This window comes from Brenneria roseae subsp. americana (genome assembly GCF_003115815.1).
GTDB lineage: Bacteria > Pseudomonadota > Gammaproteobacteria > Enterobacterales > Enterobacteriaceae > Brenneria > Brenneria roseae.
Genome location: NZ_QDKJ01000015.1, coordinates 70,364 through 94,013, shown reverse-complemented (window position 1 = coordinate 94,013; position 23,650 = coordinate 70,364). Strand labels below are relative to the sequence as shown.

Annotated in this window: 22 protein-coding genes; 7 read left to right on the top strand and 15 right to left on the bottom strand. The window is 51.3% G+C overall.

Translation table 11 applies throughout. The annotated features are described in order from the left end of the window. Nucleotide 1 precedes the first annotated feature (1 nt). From nuoC to lrhA, 4 genes are all read right to left on the bottom strand, one after another. Nucleotides 2–1,801: an NADH-quinone oxidoreductase subunit C/D gene (gene nuoC / locus B4923_RS17470; RefSeq protein ID WP_109055647.1), complete on the bottom strand. Its 1,800-nt coding sequence runs from the start codon at nt 1,799–1,801 to the stop codon at nt 2–4. A 96-nt stretch (nt 1,802–1,897) separates the two neighbouring features. Continuing rightward, nucleotides 1,898–2,572 carry a NuoB/complex I 20 kDa subunit family protein gene (locus B4923_RS17465; RefSeq protein WP_109055646.1) on the bottom strand — a complete coding sequence of 225 codons (675 nt, stop codon included), beginning with the start codon at nt 2,570–2,572 and terminating at the stop codon, nt 1,898–1,900. 17 nt (nt 2,573–2,589) lie between these two features. Continuing rightward, nucleotides 2,590–3,030, bottom strand: a complete 441-nt coding sequence (locus tag B4923_RS17460; RefSeq protein ID WP_109055645.1) for an NADH-quinone oxidoreductase subunit A — start codon at nt 3,028–3,030, stop codon at nt 2,590–2,592. Between the two features lie 680 nt (nt 3,031–3,710). Beyond that, nucleotides 3,711–4,613 (bottom strand): transcriptional regulator LrhA, encoded by a 903-nt coding sequence (gene lrhA / locus B4923_RS17455; RefSeq protein ID WP_109055683.1) that lies wholly within the window; start codon nt 4,611–4,613, stop codon nt 3,711–3,713. Between the two features lie 503 nt (nt 4,614–5,116). Between lrhA and B4923_RS17450 the strand changes: the two genes are divergently transcribed. Together B4923_RS17450 and yfbR are read left to right on the top strand one after the other, a co-directional pair. Further along, nucleotides 5,117–6,331, top strand: coding sequence for a pyridoxal phosphate-dependent aminotransferase (locus B4923_RS17450; protein ID WP_109055644.1), 1,215 nt, complete (start codon nt 5,117–5,119; stop codon nt 6,329–6,331). A 113-nt stretch (nt 6,332–6,444) separates the two neighbouring features. After that, nucleotides 6,445–7,044, top strand: coding sequence for a 5'-deoxynucleotidase (yfbR, locus tag B4923_RS17445; protein WP_109055643.1), 600 nt, complete (start codon nt 6,445–6,447; stop codon nt 7,042–7,044). Here the strand turns inward: yfbR and B4923_RS20950 are convergent. The 5 genes from B4923_RS20950 to yfbV all read right to left on the bottom strand — a co-directional run bounded on the left by B4923_RS20950 (nt 7,026) and on the right by yfbV (nt 11,061). Then, nucleotides 7,026–7,181 (bottom strand): hypothetical protein, encoded by a 156-nt coding sequence (locus B4923_RS20950; RefSeq protein WP_170116085.1) that lies wholly within the window; start codon nt 7,179–7,181, stop codon nt 7,026–7,028. The genes yfbR and B4923_RS20950 overlap by 19 nt on opposite strands. Then, on the bottom strand, nt 7,163–8,995 hold the full coding sequence (locus B4923_RS17440; RefSeq protein ID WP_109055642.1) for an SLC13 family permease: 1,833 nt from the start codon (nt 8,993–8,995) through the stop codon (nt 7,163–7,165). Before B4923_RS17440 ends, B4923_RS20950 begins: the two co-directional genes overlap by 19 nt. Before the next feature lie 256 nt (nt 8,996–9,251). Continuing rightward, nucleotides 9,252–9,908, bottom strand: a complete 657-nt coding sequence (locus B4923_RS17435) for a sugar phosphatase (RefSeq protein WP_109055641.1) — start codon at nt 9,906–9,908, stop codon at nt 9,252–9,254. 21 nt (nt 9,909–9,929) lie between these two features. Further along, nucleotides 9,930–10,424 (bottom strand): YfbU family protein, encoded by a 495-nt coding sequence (locus B4923_RS17430; RefSeq protein ID WP_109055640.1) that lies wholly within the window; start codon nt 10,422–10,424, stop codon nt 9,930–9,932. 181 nt (nt 10,425–10,605) lie between these two features. Beyond that, a complete protein-coding gene (gene yfbV / locus B4923_RS17425; protein WP_109055639.1) occupies nt 10,606–11,061 on the bottom strand; it encodes a terminus macrodomain insulation protein YfbV in 456 nt (151 codons plus the stop codon). 442 nt (nt 11,062–11,503) lie between these two features. On the opposite strand from yfbV, the gene ackA reads away from it, so the two are divergent. Both ackA and pta read left to right on the top strand, forming a co-directional pair. Continuing rightward, entirely contained in the window at nt 11,504–12,706 is a 1,203-nt protein-coding gene (ackA, locus tag B4923_RS17420) for an acetate kinase (protein ID WP_109055638.1), read from the top strand. A 94-nt stretch (nt 12,707–12,800) separates the two neighbouring features. Next, nucleotides 12,801–14,924, top strand: a complete 2,124-nt coding sequence (gene pta / locus B4923_RS17415; RefSeq protein ID WP_211313972.1) for a phosphate acetyltransferase — start codon at nt 12,801–12,803, stop codon at nt 14,922–14,924. A gap of 158 nt (nt 14,925–15,082) precedes the next feature. Here the strand turns inward: pta and B4923_RS17410 are convergent, their stop codons facing one another. Beyond that, nucleotides 15,083–16,129 (bottom strand): LacI family DNA-binding transcriptional regulator, encoded by a 1,047-nt coding sequence (locus tag B4923_RS17410; RefSeq protein ID WP_425428648.1) that lies wholly within the window; start codon nt 16,127–16,129, stop codon nt 15,083–15,085. Nucleotides 16,130–16,346: 217 nt separating this feature from the next. Between B4923_RS17410 and B4923_RS17405 the strand changes: the two genes are divergently transcribed. The 3 genes from B4923_RS17405 to B4923_RS17395 are packed head-to-tail and all read left to right on the top strand — an operon-like array spanning nt 16,347 to nt 18,369. Then, a complete protein-coding gene (locus tag B4923_RS17405; RefSeq protein WP_109055635.1) occupies nt 16,347–16,790 on the top strand; it encodes a PTS sugar transporter subunit IIA in 444 nt (147 codons plus the stop codon). A 22-nt stretch (nt 16,791–16,812) separates the two neighbouring features. Continuing rightward, nucleotides 16,813–17,100, top strand: a complete 288-nt coding sequence (locus B4923_RS17400) for a PTS sugar transporter subunit IIB (protein ID WP_109055634.1) — start codon at nt 16,813–16,815, stop codon at nt 17,098–17,100. A gap of 12 nt (nt 17,101–17,112) precedes the next feature. After that, nucleotides 17,113–18,369, top strand: coding sequence for a PTS ascorbate transporter subunit IIC (locus B4923_RS17395; protein WP_109055633.1), 1,257 nt, complete (start codon nt 17,113–17,115; stop codon nt 18,367–18,369). An 81-nt stretch (nt 18,370–18,450) separates the two neighbouring features. On the opposite strand, the gene yfcD is transcribed toward B4923_RS17395, so the two are convergent. The 5 genes from yfcD to eat all read right to left on the bottom strand — a co-directional run bounded on the left by yfcD (nt 18,451) and on the right by eat (nt 23,525). Then, on the bottom strand, nt 18,451–19,059 hold the full coding sequence (gene yfcD / locus B4923_RS17390; RefSeq protein ID WP_109055632.1) for an NUDIX hydrolase YfcD: 609 nt from the start codon (nt 19,057–19,059) through the stop codon (nt 18,451–18,453). Nucleotides 19,060–19,143: 84 nt separating this feature from the next. After that, the gene (gene yfcE / locus B4923_RS17385; protein WP_109055631.1) at nt 19,144–19,695 is read right to left on the bottom strand and encodes a phosphodiesterase; all 552 of its coding nucleotides are present in this window, start codon (nt 19,693–19,695) and stop codon (nt 19,144–19,146) included. 182 nt (nt 19,696–19,877) lie between these two features. After that, complete coding sequence (gene eutC / locus B4923_RS17380; RefSeq protein ID WP_109055630.1) at nt 19,878–20,672, bottom strand: ethanolamine ammonia-lyase subunit EutC; 795 nt, start codon at nt 20,670–20,672, stop codon at nt 19,878–19,880. Next, nucleotides 20,669–22,060, bottom strand: coding sequence for an ethanolamine ammonia-lyase subunit EutB (locus B4923_RS17375; RefSeq protein WP_109055629.1), 1,392 nt, complete (start codon nt 22,058–22,060; stop codon nt 20,669–20,671). Before B4923_RS17375 ends, eutC begins: the two co-directional genes overlap by 4 nt. Nucleotides 22,061–22,139: 79 nt before the next feature. After that, the gene (gene eat, locus B4923_RS17370; RefSeq protein ID WP_109055628.1) at nt 22,140–23,525 is read right to left on the bottom strand and encodes an ethanolamine permease; all 1,386 of its coding nucleotides are present in this window, start codon (nt 23,523–23,525) and stop codon (nt 22,140–22,142) included. Nucleotides 23,526–23,650: the final 125 nt, after the last annotated feature.

The following is a 23,650-nucleotide window of genomic DNA, read 5'->3' as shown; positions in this document are numbered from 1 at the left end:
ATTAGCGGTCCACATCTGACATGACAAAATCAATACTGCCGAGATAAACGATCAAATCGGATACCAGACATCCTCGGATTACCGACGGAATCTGCTGCAGATGCGCGTAACTCGGCGTGCGAATACGGGTACGGTAGCTCATGGTGCCGCCATCACTGGTCAGGTAGTAGCTATTGATACCTTTGGTTGCCTCAATCATCTGGAATGATTCATTGGCAGGCATAACCGGCCCCCACGAAACCTGTAGGAAGTGGTTAATCAGGGTATCAATATGCTGCAACGTGCGCTCTTTCGGCGGCGGCGTGGTCAGCGGATGATCCGCCTTGAACGGCCCTTCCGGCATATTCTTCAGGCACTGTTCCAGGATCCGCAGACTCTGACGAAGTTCTTCAACTTTCAGCATCACCCGGCTGTAACAATCACTGATGCCATCGCCGACCGGTACTTCAAAGTCAAAGTTTTCATAGCCGGAATACGGACGACGCTTACGTATATCGAAATCAATACCGGTTGCGCGCAAGCCTGCGCCCGTTACCCCCCACTCCAATGCCTCTTTGGCATTGTAGGCGGCAACGCCCTGAGTACGGCCTTTGAGGATGGTATTCTGCAAGGCGGCTTTGACATAGGTGTCCAGACGGGCCGGCATCCAGTCGAGGAATTCGCGCAGCAAGCGTTCCCAACCACGCGGCAAATCGTGCGCCACACCGCCGATCCGGAACCAGGCTGGGTGCATACGGAAACCGGTAATCGCTTCAACCAGATCGTAGATCTTCTGGCGATCGGTAAAGGCAAAGAACACTGGCGTCATGGCGCCAACGTCCTGAATGAAGGTACTGATATAGAGCAGGTGGCTATTGACACGGAAGAGTTCGGATAGCATGACGCGAATCGTCTTAACGCGATCCGGCACCTCAATGCCGGCCAGTTTCTCAACGGCCAGCACATAAGGCATTTCATTGACGCAGCCGCCCAGATACTCAATACGGTCGGTATAAGGAATGTAGCTGTGCCAGGACTGACGCTCACCCATTTTTTCCGCACCGCGATGGTGGTAACCCACATCGGGCACACAGTCGAGCACTTCTTCGCCATCCAATTGCAGGATGATGCGGAAAGCACCGTGCGACGAGGGATGGTTCGGCCCCATATTGAGGAACATGAAATCCTCATTTTCGGTGCCGCGCGTCATTCCCCAATCTTCTGGTTTGAACGTCAGCGATTCCATTTCCAGATCTTCTTTCTGCTTGGTCAGCACAAAAGGATCGAATTCGGTCGCACGCGCCGGGTAATCTTTACGTAACGGGTGACCTTCCCAGGTATGCGGCATCATGATGCGCGTTAAATGAGGGTGGCCGTCAAACGTCATGCCGAACATTTCCCAGGTTTCCCTCTCATACCAGTTGGCATTGGGGAATAATCCGGTCATGGTCGGCAGGTGCATATCACCTTCGACCAGCGCGACTTTCAACATGATGTCGCGGTTACGTTCGATGGAAATCAGATGGTAAAAAACAGAGAAATCAGCAGCAGGCAAACCTTCGCGGTGCGTACGCAAACGTTCGTCCATACCGTGTAAATCAAACAGCATGACATACGGTTTCGGCTGTTTTTTCAGGAAAGACACAACTTCCAGTAATTGCTCACGCTTGATCCACACAACAGGAACGCCTGTGCGCGTTGCTTGTACAGTAAATGAATCCGGCCCAAAACGGTTACGCAGTTCGCTAATGACCGGATCGTCAAGGTGATCGCGGGTTTGCCAGGCTGGCAGAGCGAGATCGTGCGTCGTTAAATCTGTCATAAATGTCACCACATTAAATGTGCTATTGCTGTATCTGATCATGGCCGCACACTGTTATCGTGATATTACACGGCCAGCGTAATCATCATTTACAGATCAAATCTCATCGGGCGAACGCAGGTTGGTCACTGCGATACGCTCACCGCGTTTGCGTTCCCGTTCGGATTGCATATTGGCACGGTAAACGCCCTGTTCCCCCACTACCCATGACAGAGGACGGCGTTCTTTTCCAATGGACTCTTTTAACAGTAGCAGAGCTTGCATATAGGCTTCAGGGCGCGGCGGGCAGCCAGGAATATACACATCAACCGGCAGGAATTTATCGACCCCCTGAACAACGGAATAGATATCGTACATGCCGCCGGAGTTGGCGCAGGCTCCCATGGAAATCACCCATTTAGGCTCCAGCATTTGTTCATACAAACGCTGGATGACGGGCGCCATTTTGGTGAAGCATGTTCCGGCAACGACCATAAAGTCGGCCTGGCGCGGTGAAGCGCGCAATACTTCAGAACCAAAACGCGCGACGTCATGAACGGCAGTAAACGACGTCACCATTTCAACGTAACAACAGGAAAGGCCAAAGTTATAGGGCCATAAAGAATGTTTACGACCCCAGTTCACGGTATCGTGTAATGCATGTTCCAGTTTGCCCATATAGACACTGCGGTGAACATGCTGCTCCAGAGGGTCGGAAACGATCTCCTGCCGTTGCAGGGGATAACGGTCATTCTCACCGTCCGGCTCTATGCGGGTGAGCGTATAGTCCATCTTAAAATGCCTCGCTGTTACTGCTGATGAGTGTTGGTAGTGTTGATCATGTCTGATTTGACGACTTGTCTCTTGGAACGAGCAGGGATCCAGTCCAGCGCCCCGATACGTACCAGATAAATCAAACCAGCCAACAGCACCAAAATGAAAATGGTTGCTTCGATAAAGCCAACCCAGCCACTCTCCCTGATAGAGACAGCCCAGGCATACAGATATAAGGCTTCAACGTCGAAGATAACGAAAAACATGGCGACCAGATAAAACTTAGCGGACAGACGCAAACGCGCTGAACCCACCGCATCAATACCGGATTCATAAGGAATGTTTTTAGCTCTGGCCCTTGCTCTCCCACCAAGCAAGAATCCCCCTACCAGCATGAAACCGCACAGGCCCACAGCAACGATAAGGAATAGCGCAAACGCCCAATGGTGGGCGAGGACTTCAGTAGTTGTTGACATACTCTTTGCTTACTCATCAAAAGTGGCGGGTAACACATCTGCTCTTTTTCCGGCAGTTAATACGCCACATCGATTAAAAGGAAGGATAAATAACCACACGGAAAGCACGGAAACGTATCAGGTCAACGGCATTCGACGTGGTTGAGTCCCTAATTTTGTAACCTTTTTTCAACCTTACTAAAAATAACAGTACATTAGTTTACATGCACGTAGTTTTGTTAACATTTTGTGTCCTTACCTTCGGCTAAATCGAGTCAGTTTCGTGACTCGTTAACAAATTACGACGGTAGAAAACGCTGATTCGCAATGCCACTATACCATTTTCACAAGGAATGCCTGTTCCCCCATAGGGTTATTAGGGATATTTTTTGATCCAGCACACATTTTTTTCAATTTAGTTAGTAAAAAAATTGGCGGGGTTGACTGTAGGTAAGAAGTAAATTTTTGCAACAACATTTTAAAAAAAACAAACTATCGTTTTATAAAAAACAAAGGGATTCGATGCTGTAGCAACGCCCCATTTCAGCCGGGGCACTTATAGGATATCTGATATCTGGATAGCGTGCTTTGCGCACGCATCACCGACAAGCCGCCATCATTCGGGTTATGTCCCTATTGCCCGAATGATGTCAGGCCTATCATAAAATGATGGATAAGATCGAAAAGCGAGCCTTCACCGCTTAATCCTGCACAGTTGAAACAGGGATCACATGCGATTTATTCCCTGAATCAATCACATTGAAAATCGCGGTTACCAACTCATTTTCATGATGCGGGTTCCTGCACAGGAAATAACGGGTTTCAGGCAGTCTGGGTAACCCATCCTCTTCCCCCAGCACTTTCAACTCGGGGCTCATCATCTCGACCGAACGAACCGTTACACCAAGCCCGGCTTTGACCGCTGCGCGTACGGCAGACAATGTTGACGCCACATAAGAAATCTTCCAGGGTATCCCTGCCGCTTTCAGCCTTTCTACGGCTAATGTGCGAAAAGGACTGGGTTCATCCAATACGACGAGTGGAACCGGTTCTTCAGATCTGAATTGATAATCCGCGGCGCAATACCATAACGTAGGAGAGCTGCGTAATAAAACATGCGGAAAGCCAACACTATTCATCGTGGTAATCACCAGATCAATTTTTCCCTCATGTAGCATTTCCAACATTTCAGCACTGCGTTTCACACTTACCGCTATCGATAATTTAGGAAAAACAGAAGTTACCCGGTGTAAAATATAGGGAAGAATAGTATCCGCAGTATCATCGGAAGCGCCGATCGTCAGCGTCCCCTGAATATCGCTATACATTAATGAAGCGCAAGCTTCGTCATTGAATTGTAATATCTTTCTGGCGTATCCGAGAAACTGGATACCGTGTTCAGTTAACTGCTTATTACGCCCATGACGGGCAAACAGCTCCTTTCCGATGAGTTGTTCTAAACGTTGCATTTGCTGGCTGACAGCCGATTGGGTCCGGCATACGGCAACAGCGGCGGCTGCAAAGGTGTTTAAATCTGCAACAGCGACAAACGTTCTCAATAGATCAAGATCGAGATTAAGTACTGGTCGATTTGCATTGGTCATACGATTATTCACTTATCTATTTTAATTTTTAACAAGAGCATTCCTGGTGTTTTATTACATGTATTGGGAACGTCCCATACATTTGAAGACACTATCGCAGACGCACGATAAGGGCAAAAAAATACTTATGTTTCGTTACCCCTATCGTCTTTTCAATTGATGCCTCATCTTTATTTTAAATGATTCATCAATCTTAATCTTTATCAGAATAAAAAAATCGTTTCCGCTTTTTTTCACTCTGAAAAATAAACAATCTCTGTTATTTAAAATAACCTGAGACCGGTTGTAGTAGAGAAAACAGTTACAAACTGATGAAAAGACCGCCTTCTGAGCCTACCATAGCGCACTAATCAACTAGTACACAATGCCATAGTATGCCGGCGCTGATATTTGCAGATATCGAGATAAACATTCTTCAAAAGGCACAACGGGAGGAGTACATTAAGCAGGTTATGCTATTCCACACAGGAATACGCTTTTCCCGCAAAAGGTCTGTGATATTTATGTCTCCGATTGAAAAATCCAAAAAGCTGGAGAACGTTTGTTATGACATTCGTGGTCCGGTTCTGAAGGAAGCCAAACGACTTGAAGAAGAAGGTAATAAAGTCCTCAAGCTGAATATTGGTAATCCCGCCCCTTTCGGCTTTGAAGCCCCGGATGAAATCCTCGTCGACGTTATCCGCAATCTGCCGACAGCGCAAGGGTACTGTGATTCAAAAGGCCTGTATTCCGCGCGTAAAGCCATCGTCCAGCACTATCAGGCTCGGGACATGCGCGAAATGACGGTTGAAGATGTCTATATCGGCAACGGTGTTTCCGAACTGATTGTGCAATCAATGCAGGCGTTACTGAACAGCGGCGACGAAATGCTGGTGCCTGCGCCGGACTACCCGCTGTGGACGGCTGCCGTATCACTTTCCAACGGCAATGCGGTACATTATCTCTGCGATGAAGAAGCCGGCTGGTTTCCCGATCTGGACGATATTCGTAAAAAAATCACGCCGCGTACCCGTGGTATCGTCATCATCAATCCCAATAACCCGACAGGCGCAGTCTATAGCAAAGCGCTGCTGCTTGAGATCGTGACCATCGCCCGCGAACATAACCTGATTATTTTCGCTGACGAAATTTACGACAAAATTCTCTATGATGACGCCCAGCATCATTCTATTGCCGCGCTCGCCCCCGACCTGTTGACCGTCACCTTTAATGGTTTATCAAAAACCTATCGCGTCGCCGGTTTCCGTCAGGGCTGGATGGTATTGAATGGCCCGAAAAAGCATGCGAAAGGGTATATTGAAGGTTTGGAAATGCTCGCATCAATGCGTTTGTGCGCAAACGTACCGATGCAACATGCCATTCAAACCGCCATTGGCGGTTATCAGAGCATCAGCGAATTTATCCAACCCGGCGGACGTTTGTATGAACAGCGCAACCGCGCCTGGGAACTGATCAATCAGATTCCGGGAGTCTCCTGCGTCAAACCCAGCGGCGCGCTCTATATGTTCCCGCGTATTGATGCCAAACGCTTCAATATCCATGATGATCAGAAGTTGGTTCTGGATCTCCTGTTGCAGGAAAAAGTGCTGCTGGTACAGGGAACCGCGTTCAACTGGCCTTACCCGGATCACGTTCGAATTGTGACGCTGCCACGCATTGACGAATTGGATATGGCCGTCCACAAACTGGGGCGTTTTTTGGAAGGGTATCACCAATAACCCTTGCCGCTCCTTGCCGGGCAGTTCCCTGTCCGGCGTTATTTTGTCTGATTGCATAATCCTGCCCAAGTGCTCACAATAGATTCTTGTCGTGCTGCTGTCTGAGAGATGTTATGAATCAGAGTCACTTTTTTGCCCATCTATCCCGCCTTAAACTCATTAGCCGCTGGCCGCTGATGCGAAACGTCCGCACAGAAAATGTTTCTGAACACAGCCTGCAGGTGGCTTTTGTCGCCCACGCTCTGGCCGTAATTAAAAACCGAAAGTTCAACGGCAACATGAACGCGGAACGAATTGCCTTACTGGCGATGTACCATGATGCCAGCGAAGTGTTGACGGGGGATATGCCTACGCCAATCAAGTATTACAATGCGCAGATTGCTCATGAGTACAAAAAGATTGAGAAGATCGCACAGCAAACACTGATTGAGATGCTTCCGGAAGAATTGCAGCAGGACTACCGTTCGCTTCTGGATGCACAATATATGAGCGAGGACGAGCGGGCGATTGTCAAACAGGCCGATGCGCTTTGCGCCTATCTGAAATGTCTGGAAGAACTGTCTGCGGGTAATACCGAATTTACGCTGGCCAAAGCCCGATTAGAGAAAACATTGCAGCTGCGCAACAGCCCGGAAATGGGCTATTTCATGGATGTCTTTATTCCGAGCTTTAGTCTGTCGCTGGATGAAATCAGTCAGGATTCCCCGCTGTAAATGCTGATGGGATTGCCGTGCTCTCTCCACGACAGCCAGCAATCACGCGCCAGGATAACGGATTGCTCCAGCGGGGAGCAATCCGTTTCGCCGATGCCGTCGCCTGAACCAAAAACAATCAGAAAGGGTACAGCCACGGTACCATCATCACACTTACAATCATCACCAGGATGGTGAACGGCACACCGACACGGATAAAGTCGCCAAACTTGTATCCCCCCGGCCCTAATACCAGCGTATTCACCGGCGATGACACCGGTGTCATGAACGCAGCTGAAGCCGCAATAGCAATGATCAGGGCAAATGGATAGGGTGAAACGCCCATCTGTTTGGCTGCCGCAATGGCGATCGGCGCCATTAACACCGCTGTCGCCGTATTCGAGATAAACAGCCCGATAACCGCACACAATATAAACAGGCAGACCAGCATGACATGAGGCCCTGCCCCCCCGGCGACTTCCATCAGCGCATTCACGATCAGCGCCACCCCGCCGGTTTGCTGTAGGGCAAGTGCAAACGGCATCATTCCCACAATCAGGATAATGCTGGGCCAGTGAATCGCACGATAAGCGCCTTCCATGTCAATACAGCGAAACTTGCCCATTAATAAACAGGCGATCAGCGCCGCAATCGCATTGGGAATTTCATCCGTCAGCATCATGGCGACCATCAACGCCAGACAAAATAACGCATGGGGAGCCTGACTGACCGCAGGTGCGACATCATCCACTTCCGCGGGCAAACTCAGCAACAAAAAGTCGTTTTTCTGCGTGTGCAACTGCCGGATCATTCGCCAGTCACCAATAACCAGCAAAATATCACCGAGTTGCAGTTGCTCATCTGCCAAAATCCCTTCCATCGCCTCACCGTTGCGGCGAATACCCACCACGCTCAATCCGTAGCGGCTGCGGAATCCCACTTCATAGAGCGTTTTTCCCAGCAGCTCGGAATCGGGAATCAACGACATTTCCGCCATGCCGACATCACGAGCCTGTTCTGAAAAATATTCTCCGCGCAGCACCATCGGTTCCAGACGCTGCGAGGTACAGAACTCGCGCAGATCCATTTCCGACGCCGACATATCAATCAGCAGGACATCATTCAGGCGAAGCTCGGTGTTACCCGCCACACTGACCATCACGCGACGAAATTTCCGCCAGCGTTCAATCCCGACGATATTGGCGCCATAGCGCTGACGCAGACGAAGATCGTCCAGACGATGACCAATCAAAGGGGAACCGGAGAGGATCGCCAAACGACGCGCCCTGCCCGTCAGCTTATAATCCCGAATCAGGTCGCGGAATGTTTTTCTTTTCCAGGCCTCTTTTGAGGCTTCCGTTTCCGCACCGCTGAGCCAGTAACGCGCCACCATCATATAGGCCACGCCCATCAATAACACCACTATACCGATTGGCGTCATGCTGAAAAAACCGAACCCCGCGATACCTTCACGCATAAGTTCACTGCTGACGACCATATTGGGCGGTGTCGCCACCAGCGTCATCATCCCACTGATCAACCCGGCAAAGCTCAATGGCATCATCAATCTGCCCGGAGATGTTTTCATGCGGGCAGAAACACTCAGCACCACAGGAATAAAGATAGCCACCACGCCCGTTGAGCTCATAAACGCACCCAACATGGCAACGGTCACCATTAACAACACCAGCATTTTGATTTCACTGCTGCCCGCGGCTCGCACCAGCCAGTCTCCCACCTGATAGGCAACGCCGGTACGCACCAATCCCTCACCAATAACAAACAGCGCCGCAATCAAAATCACATTAGGGTCGCTAAATCCCACCAACGCCTGGGGTAATGTCAGCGTTCCGCTCAAAACAAACGCGATAATGACCAATAGTGCAATGACATCCATGCGTAATTTATTGGTGGTAAACAACACAATGGCGATCAGCAACAGGGATAAAACCCAGAGAAGTTCGCTATTCAAAACGGTTCCCCTGACGGAAAGAGTTCATTGATAGGAATATATTCAAAATGCCATAAAAAACCGATGCATTTTTTAGCGCGGTCCGAAGGGCGGCGGACAGGGATAGTCCTGCCATAAAAAAATGCAGGAGCATTTTTTAACGCAGCGTTGCTGCGACCCGAAGGGTGGCAGACAGGGATAGTCTGCCATAAAAAAACCTCGCTGATGCGAGGTTCGATCATATTTAATCATACTTTTGTCAGTAAATTACAAAAACTTATTGACCATAGACGATACTAACGCCGTTGTCAGACTTCTCTATTCGAATCTGTTCCAGCGAATTTAAAACCAGGTCGACCTGATCCAGTTTCGGCGTATCCAGCGGCGCTTTTACCGCAATAACCTGACACCCTGCCGCCAACCCAGATAATATGCCCGCCGGCGCATCTTCGACCACCACACACTCTGTCGGATTCAGCCCCAGCTGTTGGGCGCCGAGCAAGTAAGCATCAGGATGCGGTTTACCCTGAGCAACCTGTTCCGCAGTAATAAACACTTTCGGTGCAGGCAATCCCGCAGCCCGGTGACGCGCGCTTGCAATCGGAATCGTCCCCGAGGTGACGATTGCCCACGGGATACCCAGTTCATCCAATCGTTCTAACAGGGCTTTCGCCCCGGGCATTTCGACGACACCCTGCGTATCCATCGTTTCAATTTTTTCCAACGCATAGAATTCCTGCTGAATCGTCTCCTCGCTCTGTCCCCGGAGGAAATGCCGCAGAGAAGTAATCGCCTGCTTGCCATGAATAAAATCCAGAACTTCCTGTGGATCGATACCGTGTGCTTTTGCCCAGTTAATCCAGGAACGTTCTACGGCAGGTAATGAATCAACCAGCGTACCATCCAAATCAAACAGAAAACCTTTACACTCCACAGAAAGCCCCTTTGCAATCATTCAGGCGTTGATAATTTGTGCGATCTCAACCGCACTCAAATGATATTGGCGCGGACAGGACTGCCAGATAGACAGCATACGGCCATACTTGTCCCACATTTTAGTCTGGGCATTAAAACCATGCGTACCCGAGTCGAAATGCGGATAGCGCCCTTCCACGTGCACCATAAAACGGACAAAGCCGAGATAGCGTGCTTCCGTCGCCGCATCAAAACCCAGAAAAACCAGGCGACGTTCGTCCAGATCCTGTTTATCTTTCAGATTGTCCCACGACACCTGCAAGGCGTGGTGCATTTCCATTATATTGATAATCGTGCGGCAGACATCTTCACTCAGCTCGCCGAACTCACGATCCAATTCGCGCATCTGTAAACCATAGCCCCGCTCGATAATAGTTTGCAGCCGGCGATAACGCTCTGCGTTCTCCGGATCAAGCATGGTCATCATTTTGTATTGATTTGAAAGGATCAATCTCTGGGCATTTGTCATTTCCATCGTGCTCTCCTGAACCACATCCCGGCGTACCGCCGATTACCATGTTATTGATAACAGAATCGTTATTGACAGCAGAATCGCATACTGAATCGTTTCGTGATAGCAATAGCAGACGAATTTTTGATTTAAAACAGCAGGAAGGAGAAAAATCACCTTCCACGCACGCCCAGTCTGATTCAGATCACAGATCGTCCAAAAACGTTTTATCAAGCTGCTTGAAAGCGCGTTTCAGCACATCGGCCAACGATTGGTACGTCGGGGCTTCCTCCAGCGGCGCCAGCGCCAAACCAGACTCAAGCAGCTTATGGCGGATATCATGGAACCAATTCAATAGCGTAGGCGGCAACGGCGTCACGGAGCGACGTCCAAGCCACCATAGCCCTTGCATAGGTAAACTGCAGGCAAATAACGCGGTGGCGATGGCGGGGCCTAGTTGCCCTTCAAGGGCAATCTGCCAGGTCAGGGTAAACACCGCCAACGGCGGCATAAAACGAACGGCAAACTGGGTAGCGCGCGCCACACGATTTTCAGGAAAAACGGGAGCCAGACGCTTATCGGCAGGCCACGTTTTCATGTAGTGCTGCCCACGTTGGAGTAACTGTAGCCAACTGATTCTACCGCTAGGTTTCGTTGCCATAGTCACACCTCAACTTTAAAGATAAAAAATAAAACTTTTGCACAAACCAACAACTCAATTTGATAAGGTTAAAATATATTTTGTGTTTGCCGTACGCTATCGGTATTCTAGAACGGCCTTTTGGCCGCTATATATTTGGCTGCTATATACTAAAATCGTAGCCTATACGCAGGGAGTACATTCCCTCACTACAACAAGCGCTGCCAACAGCCATAACGCGGTTATTCATCGCTTTTAATAAGCTGCGGTCTCATCACGTTGATGTCATGTTCAGTATACTGTTCATTCGGTATCAACGCTTAGAGACATCGACATTTTTTCATCGTCATGTCAGGTGTATCACACCAAGGCATGATGTTAATCATAAATGCCAACAGTGGTGTACGATAGACTTACCTCTGTATGACATTTTTTTAACCATGTATAACAAGTAGGTACTTCCATGTCGAGTAAGTTAGTACTGGTTCTTAACTGTGGTAGTTCATCCCTGAAGTTTGCCATCATCGATGCTGTTAACGGGGAAGAATACCTATCCGGTTTAGCCGAATGTTTCCACCTTCCTGAAGCCCGTATCAAATGGAAGATGGACGGTAGCAAACAAGAAGCTGAATTGGGTGCTGGCGCGGCTCACAGCGAAGCGCTGAACTTCATCGTTAGCAACATTCTGGCTCAAAAACCGGAACTGTCTGAACAACTGGTTGCCATCGGCCACCGTATCGTTCACGGCGGCGAGAAATTCACTCAGTCCGCCGTTATCAACGCCGATGTCTTGCAGGGTATCAAAGATTCCATACCTTTTGCACCTTTGCATAACCCTGCGCACCTGATCGGTATCGACGAAGCGCTGAAATCCTTCCCTAAACTGGCCGATAAGAACGTGGTTGTCTTCGACACCGCTTTCCACCAGACCATGCCGGAAGAATCTTATCTTTATGCCCTGCCGTACAAACTGTATAAAGAACACCACATCCGTCGCTACGGCGCACACGGCACCAGTCACTATTTCGTTACTCAGCAAGCGGCTAAAGCGCTGAATAAACCGGTTGATGAACTGAACGTCATTACCTGCCACCTGGGTAACGGCGGTTCTGTGGCTGCGGTTCGTAACGGTAAATGCGTTGATACTTCTATGGGGCTGACGCCGCTGGAAGGCCTGGTAATGGGTACCCGCAGTGGCGATATCGATCCGGCAATCGTTTTCCACCTGCATGACTCGCTGGGCATGAGCGTTGAAGCCATTAATAAACTGCTGACCAAAGAATCCGGCCTGCTGGGGCTGACTGAAGTCACCAGCGATTGTCGCTATGTTGAAGACAACTATACGACCAAAGAAGACGCCAAACGTGCAATGGATGTTTACTGCCACCGTCTGGCTAAATACATCGGCTCCTACAGCGCCCTGATGGAAGGTCGTCTGGATGCCGTCATCTTCACCGGCGGTATCGGTGAAAACGCCGCGATGGTACGTGAACTGACGCTGAAAAAACTGGGCCTGCTGGGCTTTGACGTCGACCACGAGCGCAACCTGGCCGCACGTTTCGGCAAAGGCGGCAACATCGCTAAAGAGGGTACCCGTCCGGCGCTGGTCATTCCGACCAATGAAGAATTGGTCATCGCTCAGGACGCCCTCCGTCTGACAGCGTAAAAATAAAGAACGCCAACTCCGTCAGCTCAGGCTGACGGAGTTGTTTTTGACTAACGAGCAACCGTCAAGAGGTTTAGCCGTGTCCCGTACAATCATGTTGATCCCAACTGGCACCAGCGTTGGTCTGACTAGCGTCAGCCTGGGTGTCATCCGTTCCATGGAACAAAAAGGCGTCCGCCTGAGCGTGTTCAAACCTATCGCTCAGCCTCGCACTGGCGACAATACGCCAGACCAGACCACGACCATCATTCGCGCCAACTCCTCCATCAATGCAGCAGAACCGTTGCAGATGAACCGTGTTGAAGCGCTGCTGAGTTCCAACCAGCAGGACGTGCTGATGGAAGACATCATTGCCCGCTACCATGAAAACACCAAAGATGCGGAAGTGGTGCTGGTCGAAGGTTTGGTTCCGACCCGTAAACATCAGTTCGCCAACGCGCTGAATTATGAAATCGCAAAAACGCTGAACGCGGAAATCGTTTTCGTACTGGCGCTGGGCAACGACTCGCCCGCACAGTTGAAAGAACGTATCGAACTGGCCCGTTCCAGCTTCGGCGGCAGCAAGAATAAAAACATCACCGGCGTGATCATCAACAAACTGAACGCCCCGGTGGATGATCAAGGTCGTACGCGTCCTGACCTGTCTGAAATCTTTGATGATTCCAGCAAAGCCAGCGTTACCAATATCGATCCGAAACTCCTGTTTGCCAACAGCCCGTTGCCGGTACTGGGTTGCATTCCGTGGAGCTTTGAGCTGATTGCCACCCGTGCAATCGATATGGCCAAACACCTGAATGCCCGTATCATCAACGAAGGCGATATTCAGACTCGCCGCGTGAAATCCGTGACGTTCTGTGCGCGCAGCATTCCTCATATGCTGGAGCATTTCCGTCCAGGCTCGCTGCTGGTCACTTCGGCAGACCGCCCTGACGTACTGGTTGCCGCCTGTCTGGCCGCAATGAACGGCGTGGAAATCGGCGCCCTGCTGCTGACTGGCGGCTACGAAATGGACCCGAGCATCAGCAAACTGTGCGAACGCGCTTTCCAGACCGGACTGCCTGTCTTTATGGTTAAAACCAACACCTGGCAGACCTCGCTCAGCCTGCAAAGCTTCAATCTTGAAGTGCCGGCGGACGATCACCAGCGCGTGGAAAAAGTTCAGGAATACGTGGCTCGCCACATCGATACCCAGTGGATTGACTCGCTGAGTGCCGAATCCGAGCGTTCACGTCGCCTGTCGCCACCTGCGTTCCGTTATCAGTTGACCGAACTGGCGCGTAAAGCCGGCAAGCGTATCGTTCTGCCAGAAGGTGATGAACCGCGTACCGTTAAAGCCGCCTCTATCTGTGCTGAACGTGGCATCGCTCACTGCGTTCTGTTGGGGAACCCGGAAGAGATCCAGCGTGTCGCTGCCGCTCAGGGCGTAGAATTAGGTAAAGGTATCGAAATCGTCGATCCGGCTGCCGTGCGCGAACGTTATGTTCCACGTCTGGTTGAACTGCGCAAGAGCAAAGGCATGACCGAAGTGGTTGCGCGTGAGCAACTGGAAGACAACGTCGTCCTGGGTACCCTGATGCTGGAACAGAGCGAAGTTGACGGTCTGGTTTCCGGCGCGGTTCACACCACCGCTAACACCATCCGTCCGCCGTTGCAGTTGATCAAAACCGCGCCGGGCAGTTCTCTGGTTTCTTCCGTGTTCTTCATGCTGCTGCCTGAGCAGGTTCTGGTTTACGGCGACTGCGCCATCAACCCGGACCCAACCGCTGAACAACTGGCTGAAATCGCGATCCAGTCTGCCGATTCCGCCACTGCTTTCGGCATCGACCCACGCGTCGCGATGATTTCCTACTCTACAGGTAATTCTGGCGCCGGTAGCGATGTGGAAAAAGTTCGTGAAGCAACCCGTCTGGCTCAGGAAAAACGCCCGGATCTGGTCATCGACGGTCCGCTGCAATATGACGCCGCCATCATGGCCGACGTGGCGAAATCCAAAGCGCCGAACTCTCCGGTTGCGGGTAAAGCCACCGTGTTTATCTTCCCTGATCTGAACACCGGTAACACCACTTACAAAGCGGTACAGCGTTCAGCAGACCTGATCTCCATCGGGCCGATGTTGCAGGGTATGCGCAAACCGGTCAACGATCTGTCACGTGGCGCACTGGTAGACGACATCGTTTACACCGTTGCCCTGACGGCGATTCAGGCAACCCAGCTTTAATTTTCCGTCTGCCACATACCGATCCCCGCGCAAGCGGGGATTTTTTTATGCATGCGCAATCATTGCGCTTACTGACAAATCCACCGGTTTAGTTGTGCATAGCGTGTGTTGCGCTTTGCTTTGACAACACCGTCAGCGATTCATATTTACCTGGGATATTAGCTGCTTCTTCCCGGTTCAAACCGATAACTGAACGCAAGACTGATCGGTTCTTCCATTCCTTTCTTAAGCATGGATATTAGTAACTTACCCGTTTCACGCCCCATTTTTGCATAATCTACCCTCACCGAGGTCAATACCGGATAGGTTTGATCGCAATTCTCGCTACCGTCCAGACAGGCTATCGCCAGATTTCCCGGCACCTTGATCAAGCGGCGCTGGCACTCGAACAACAGCCCGAGCGCAATATCTTCATGGCTGCAAACCAGCGCATCCAACTCCGGCTGTCTGAGCAACAGCTCCATCAGGGCATGGCGACCAAACTGCATACTGGGTGCGTCAGACGTCGCCACGACCAGATCGGCATTCTGATAGCCTTGCAGCATGGCTTTATGCCAGCCGTTCAACTGCTGTCTTTGCAGGCGGTTGTCCATATGCGCACAGACGTAACCGATATTCTTGTATCCCTGCGCCAGTAAATGCCGGGTTAGCTCTTCCGTAGCGGCAGAAAAATCGACATTGAGGGTCAGACTGGCATTCAGGTTGCCAGCTCCGGCAATATTCAGGGTTGGTACGGAGGCCCGTTCAATGAACTGCCAGGTGCTGTCGGCAAGCTGCGAGCCAAAGACGACCAGCGCATCGGGATTATTCTGTAGTAAGGTGCCGAGAATGCTGGCTTCTTTCTGCTGGTTGTAATCATGACAACCCAACAGCAGTTGGTAATTGTTGCGATTGAGCGCCAGTTGCAATGATTGCATAAACAGCGAACTGGCCTGATCGGTCAGAGAAGGGATCAGCACAGCGATGGTATTACTGTGCCCGGAAGCCAACGCTCCCGCCGCGCGGTTTGGAATGTACCCCAACGATTCCACCGCCTGCTCTATTTTTTCTCGCAGCTTATCCGATACCTGTTCTGGCGTTCTCAGCGCGCGCGAAACGGTCATCATGCCGACACCGACGTAATTCGCCACATCTTGAAGGGTAACCCGTCCGGTCGTGCGGCGTTTACGCAATTTTTCCATTCTGGTTTTCCCTGTTTCCGTCATAGAACCCCGCCACACCCTTAACGAGTAGATGACATATATGGTCATTATAACCGCCGCAGCGATACATCATCAAATATCATCGCATCGTTAATGATAGCGTTATCACACAATTTGGTAGCGCTACCAGTTAGCGCTACCAAATGTGACTCACATCCCATTAATCGCTGTATAAAGCGGCTACGCTCTGCGGCATTGACGTAAAGAGAGAGAAAAATAAATGTTAAAAGATCTATTAACACCGGATGTGATCCAACTGATTGACAGCGTAGATGACTGGCGGAGCGCCGTGGCCGTTTCCTGTCGGCCGCTCATCGACAACCACGCTATCGAACCCCGTTATCTGGACGCCATCTATCGCTCGCACCAGGCGATTGGTCCGTATTACGTCATTGGTCCCGGCATCGCCATGCCACACGCGCGTCCGGAAGAAGGCGTAAATCGTCTGGCATTGAGTCTGACGGTGATCCGCAACGGCGTTAATTTTTCGGCTGGCGAAAACGATCCCGTTAAGCTGCTGGTCGTGTTGGCCGCTGCCGACAGTAACAGCCATATCGACACCATTTCACAGTTGGCGGCGTTATATGACAACAGTGATGATATCGCCGCCATTATGCAAGCCAACACCCCGCAAGATGTTATTGCGATTATCGAGCGCTATTAATTACCTGCCCCGGAGTAAATAAATGAAAATTACAGTCGTTTGCGGTAACGGTTTAGGTACCAGCCTGATGATGGAAATGAGCATTAAAACCATCATCCGGGATCTGGGCGTCAGTGCCGAGGTTGATCACGTGGATCTGGGATCGGCCAAAGGTACGCAAAGCGACATCTTTGTCGGCACCAAAGACATAGCGGAACAGCTCATTGCACAGTCCGTCAACGGAAAAATCGTTTCGCTCGATAACATGATCGACAAAAACGCCATGAAAGAACATTTGTCCATTGCGCTTACCGAACTAGGCGCCCTGTAATCGGAGGTCAGTATGGATTTTTTTCATTTTTTGATGAGCGACGTGCTGTCCGAACCGTCGATTCTGGTCGGTCTGATTGCATTGATTGGTCTTGTCGCCCAGAAAAAACCCGTTACCGAATGCATTAAAGGTACGGTCAAAACCATTATGGGTTTTGTCATACTCGGCGCGGGCGCGGGTCTGGTTGTTGCCTCTCTGGGCGATTTTGCCAATATCTTTCAGCACGCGTTTGGCATTCAGGGCGTCGTGCCGAACAACGAGGCGATTGTTTCGGTAGCGCAGAAAAGTTTTGGTAAAGAGATGGCGATGATCATGTTCTTCGCCATGGTAATTAACATTCTGATCGCCCGTTTCACTCCCTGGAAGTTCATCTTCCTTACCGGACACCACACGCTATTCATGTCGATGATGGTGGCGGTTATTCTGGCTACCGCAGGCATATCCGGCGTGACGCTGATTGCCATTGGTTCACTGGTGGTTGGCACGGCGATGGTGTTTTTCCCGGCGATTGCTCACCCGTACATGAAAAAAGTCACCGGTTCCGACGAGGTGGCGATCGGTCATTTTTCAACATTATCGTACGTACTGGCGGGCTTCATCGGTAGCAGGTTTGGCAACAAGGCGCATTCGACTGAAGATATGAACGTACCGAAAAGCCTGCTGTTTCTGCGGGATACGCCGGTTGCGATCGCGTTCACCATGAGCATTATCTTCATTATTACCTGTCTGTTCGCCGGACCGGAATTCGTCAAGAGCATTAGTGGTGGCAAGAACTGGCTGATGTTCTCGATTATCCAGTCGATTACTTTCGCGGCGGGCGTGTACATCATTTTACAGGGTGTACGAATGGTCATTGCCGAAATCGTTCCGGCGTTTAAAGGCATCTCTGACAAACTGGTGCCCAATGCCAAACCGGCGCTTGATTGCCCGATCGTGTTTCCCTATGCGCCAAATGCGGTATTGGTCGGCTTTCTCAGCAGTTTTGTCGCAGGGATTATCGGTATGTTCGCGCTGTACCTGCTCAACATGACGGTAATTATCCCCGGTGTCGTTCCACACTTCTTCGTGGGGGCCGCCGCTGGCGTGTTTGGTAATGCGACTGGTGGACGACGCGGCGCGATTCTGGGCGCTTTTGCTCAGGGTCTGCTGATTACCTTTCTGCCGGTGTTCCTGCTGCCGGTACTGGGCGAAATTGGTTTCGCCAACACCACGTTCAGTGATGCGGACTTCGGTGCGCTGGGGATCCTGCTGGGTATTATTGTGCGTTAACCCCACGGACTGACTTAATTTCAACGCATTGACGATCATCGTTATCCCCGTTTTCACGGGGATAACGGCGGACAGAAAGCCTCACTTCTCCAGTTCAATAAAGCCGCCGTCTTCAGCGCGGCTCTGGCTGTCGTTGTTGACACTGTTGTCACGCGCCAGCGGTTTACCGTAGTTTTGGTCATTGTAGCGCGTTAACCACAGCGACAAGGCTTTGAGTGAATCAGGCGTAAACTCATCACAGCGCGCGGTAATTTCTTCCGGCGACAGCCAACTCACTTCATCAATTTCAGCTTCCTGCAACGCAAAAGGTCCATGCGTAACACAGCTAAAAAGCCCTCCCCATACGCGACAGTTCTCTGCTTCATAATAAAACAGGCCATGTTCAGCGAACGGGACACCGGCAATACCGAGCTCTTCTTCAGCTTCGCGACGCGCGGACTCAAGCATCTGCTCTCCGCTTTGCACGACCCCTCCCGCCGTTGCATCTAACCATCCTGGATAGAAATCTTTGCTTTCGGTACGACGCTGAACCAGAATTTTGCCCATGCCATCATGCACAACAATGTAGGTAGCTCGATGACGAAGACTCTGGGCACGCATCTGCTGACGACTGGACTGAGCGATTACCTCATTGTTTTCATTGACGATATCTACCCACTCTGTGTCTGCTGACTGACTTTGTTCCGCCATCCTTTGAAACCCTTTAGTATTGACGCGTTGCAACGCGTATCTGTTTAAATAGTAGACTTCACTAACTGTGTAATCACAAATAAATTAGTGCCTAATGGTCACCTGCGCAATAGGCTCACCATCAGACAAAGGAAGAACGCGCAGAACATCGTCTTCCAGCGTTCCATAGCTAGCCGGATAACCGCCTTTAGGCAGGCTGACCGAACCCGGATTAAAATGGTATATCTCCCCCCGCTGTGCGGCGACCGGAATATGAGTATGTCCATAAACCAGTACATCGCCAACGTTTAACGGCGGTAAGTTGTCAGGATGATAGAGGTGACCGTGCGTCAGGAAAAGGCGATTTTTCGGCAATAGCACATGTTGCCAAGGCGCGGTGATAGGAAAGCTCAGCAGCATCTGGTCCACCTCACTATCGCAATTCCCGCGCACCGCGATAATCCGTTTGGCATAGGCATTCAGACGGGCCGCCACTTCCACAGGCTGGTAGTTGTCCGGCAACGGATTGCGCGGCCCATGATTCAGAAAATCCCCTAATAGAATCAGCCAGTCCGCGCCGCTTTGCTCAAATAGACGCAGCACCCGTTCTGTCGCACTCAAAGAGCCATGTAGGTCAGATGCAAACATCAACTTCATCGTTTTATCCCCCGCGTGTCGTCGTCAGCGTATTGTCATCAAAACAATTGTCATCAAAACAATTGTTATCAAAACAGTCGGGAGCTAGTTTAACAAAGTTGTACCATCGACCTTAGTATGAATTCAGTATAAATAACGCCGGAATGTGTATCCGATATCAAACGTATGGCGACGGCCGATCATTAACGCGACATCAGCAAGGATGGGGGTGGCGTAATCCGTCCGTGCAACGCCGGGTTATCACTTTCATCTTTGAGTTGAACGCCCGACAAACGACGCTGGAAAGATTGTTCCAGCAGCCAGGCCAGCTTGAATGCCGCCAGAGGATAATCCAGCCCCTCAGGGCGAATATTCGAGATACAGTTACGCTCTGATTCAAGCCGCCGGGTATGCGGCCCCCAGGTCATGTAGACGCTCAGACTGTCCGGCGACGATAAGCCGGGGCGTTCGCCAATCAGGATCGCAACCGCTTTGGCCTGAATGCATTCACCGATATCATCACCCAGCGCGACGCGGGACTGATGAGCTAATACAACAGGAGCCAAAGACAAGCCCAGCAGATCGAGATACGGCTGTAACGCTAAAATTAATGGTACTGCCTGCCGATGCACCGCTTTGGAAGACAATCCATCGCCAATCACCAACAGCAAATCGGCCTGCTGGACGGAGGAATTCATCAGCAGCGTTCGACTCGATTCTGATAACCGGCGGCCTAAGTCGGGCCGGCACAGATACTGTTCCCGCGTTTGCGCCGCACTGTGAACCGTCAGCGTTTTCAATCCGGCATCTTCCAACGCATTCGCCAGCGCTTCGCTATCAAAAACCTGATGAACGGCATCCCTCGCCTGCGCATGGGCCATGCCAAATTTCAACAGTTCCCGGGTCGGCAGGCTCGCGCCGGTACGCCCCAGCGCAATACGCGCCCCCGTAAACTCACGTAACGTCTCCCAGGGGTTGTCGTGGATCACCCGACTCATAGGCTTCCCTCCAGATAAGGCTGATGCTGCAACAGCGGATGCTGGCTGCTGGTATCGCACAAACGCCCCTGCGCATCAATGATGCGCATTTTCTCCAGCCACTCACCAAACTCCGGGGCATGTTTAAGTCCCAACAGCTCACGGACATAAAGCGCATCGTGAAAAGAGGTGCTCTGATAGTTCAGCATGATGTCATCCGCGCCCGGAACCCCCATCAGAAATGTCAGCCCGGCATTGGCGAGCAGCGTCAACAAGGTATCCATGTCATCCTGATCGGCCTCGGCGTGGTTGGTATAACACACATCGCATCCCAGCGGGACGCCCATCAGCTTGCCGCAAAAATGATCTTCCAGACCGGCCCGGATAATTTGTTTACCGTCATACAGGTATTCCGGGCCGATAAAACCCACGACCGTATTCACCAGAAACGGAGAGAAACGCCGGGCAACCGCATAGGCGCGCGCTTCACAGGTTTGCTGATCGACGCCGTGATTCGCGTTGGCCGACAAACAGCTCCCCTGCCCGGTTTCAAAATACATTACGTTGTTACCCAGCGTACCGCGTTTCAGGCTTAACGCTGCCTGATGCGCCTCTTCCAACGTCGCCAGATTAAAGCCAAAACTGCTATTGGTTGCTTCAGTACCGGCAATGGATTGAAAAACCAGATCAACCGGCGCGCCGCGCTCCATCAGTTGCAGCGTATTAGTGACGTGTGTCAACACACAGGATTGCGTCGGAATGTCAAAACGGCTGATCACATCGTCCAGCATGTAATTCAGTTTTTCCAGCAGCGGCAAACTGTCGCTGGCCGGATTGATCCCCACCATGGCATCACCGCTTCCATACAGCAGCCCGTCGAGCATACTGGCCGCGATACCTTTCAAATCGTCCGTCGGATGATTGGGCTGCAAACGCACGCTGATATGACCCGCTAATCCAAGCGTATTACGAAACTTCGTAATAACCCGGCATTTCTTCGCCGCCAGAATCAGGTCCTGATTACGCATAAGCTTACTGACTGCGGCCGCCATTTCCGGCGTAATCCCTTTAGCAACCCGGGCCAGTAGTGCGCTGTCCGTTCGTTCGCTTAACAGCCAGTCGCGGAAATCCCCGACGGTCAGGTGAGAAATGGGCGCAAACGCCGCATCATCGTGCGAATCGACAATCAGCCGCGTGACTTCATCCTGTTCGTAAGGAATAAGCGCCTGCTGCAAAAAGGCCTTCAGCGGCAAATCCGCCAGCGCCATGCGGGCCGCCATTCGTTCCTCTGCGCTTTGCGCCGCCACGCCCGCCAGAAAATCACCGGAACGGGCGGGTGACGCTTTCGCCATCAGCTCACGCAGATCGTGAAAACGATAGCTACGGTGACTCAGCGTTGTCTGATACATCCATTCGCCTCGAACATTATGTGGTAACAGCCCGCATGCGGATAACGGGCCGTCATTTTGGATGATATGAAAACGTCCGCTACTTGGAAACCGTCAACTGCGGATCAAACACCGCGCTATCGCGCGACGTGCTGGTCAGACGAAACCAGCCATAGCCCAGCAGCATCATGACCGCAAAAATCATGGCCAGCAGCGTGTTGTAATACACCATCGCCGCCAGACAAATCACCGCCATCACCAGTGCAAACGCCGGAGCAAACGGATACCACGGCGCACGGAACGGACGCGCCAGATCCGGTTCGCTACGACGCAATTTGAAAAGCGACGCCATTGACGTGATATACATAACAATGGCACCGAATACCGACATTGTCACAATGTTGGCGGTCAACGGTTGACCGCCGATCGTCACCAGAGAATCAGAGAAGATTGCGGCGATACCGACAACGCCCCCGGCCAGAATAGCGCGATGCGGAGTACGGAAACGGGTATGCACGCGGGCCAGTGGTTTAGGCAGATAGCCGGCGCGGGCCAGCGCAAAAATCTGGCGGGAATACCCCATAATAATGCCGTGGAAAGAGGCCACCAGACCAAATAGCCCCAGCCATACCAGCATATGCAGCCAGCCGCTGTTACTGCCGACAATCAGTTTCATCGCCTGAGGCAACGGGTCGTTGATGTTAGACAGTTGACGCCAGTCACCCACGCCCCCGGCAAACAGCATCACGCCAATTGCCAACATCGTTAAGGTCAGAATACCGCAGATGAAGGCGCGAGGGATGGTACGGCGGGGATCCTTGGCTTCTTCAGCCGCCATCGCGGCTCCTTCTATCGCCAGAAAGAACCAGATAGCAAAGGGAATGGCGGCAAAAATGCCGGATACCGCCACCGAGCTGAATACGTCAGAACCGGCCCATCCGCCGCTGATGAAATTGCCCCATTCAAAGCCCGGGGCAACCACGCCCATGAACACCAGCAACTCAAATATGGCCAACAGCGTGACCAACAGTTCAAACGTCGCGGCAATGCCTACACCAAGAATGTTGAGTCCCATGAATATCAGATAAGCACTGACCGCCACCCATTTCGGATCCAGCGACGGGAACTGCACATTTAGATAGGCGCCGATAGCCATTGAAATGGCGGGGGGTGCAAACACAAATTCAATCAGCGTGGCAAACCCGGCGATAAACCCTCCGGTCGGGCCAAACGCGCGATAGGCGTAGGCAAACGGTCCGCCTGCGTGTGGAATCGAAGTGCTCAGTTCGGTGAAGCTGAAAATAAACGCACAATACATCGCGGCAATCGCCAGCGCCGTAATCAGGAAGCCTAATGTGCCAGCCTGCGCCCAACCGTAACTCCAGCCAAAATATTCACCGGAAATCACCAGACCCACGGCAATGCCCCATAAGTGGAAACTGCCCAATGTCCGTTTTAATCCCGGTTCTGCTTTGTTGTTTTCCATCCTGCCATCCCTTGTATCAATATAATATCCAGGGACATTGCAAAGAGTGTACCAGATGGGAAGAAGGGCTCATCGCAGGCAAAATATTGATTCTTTCCAACCCCGCCCGATCGGATGCTGCCCCG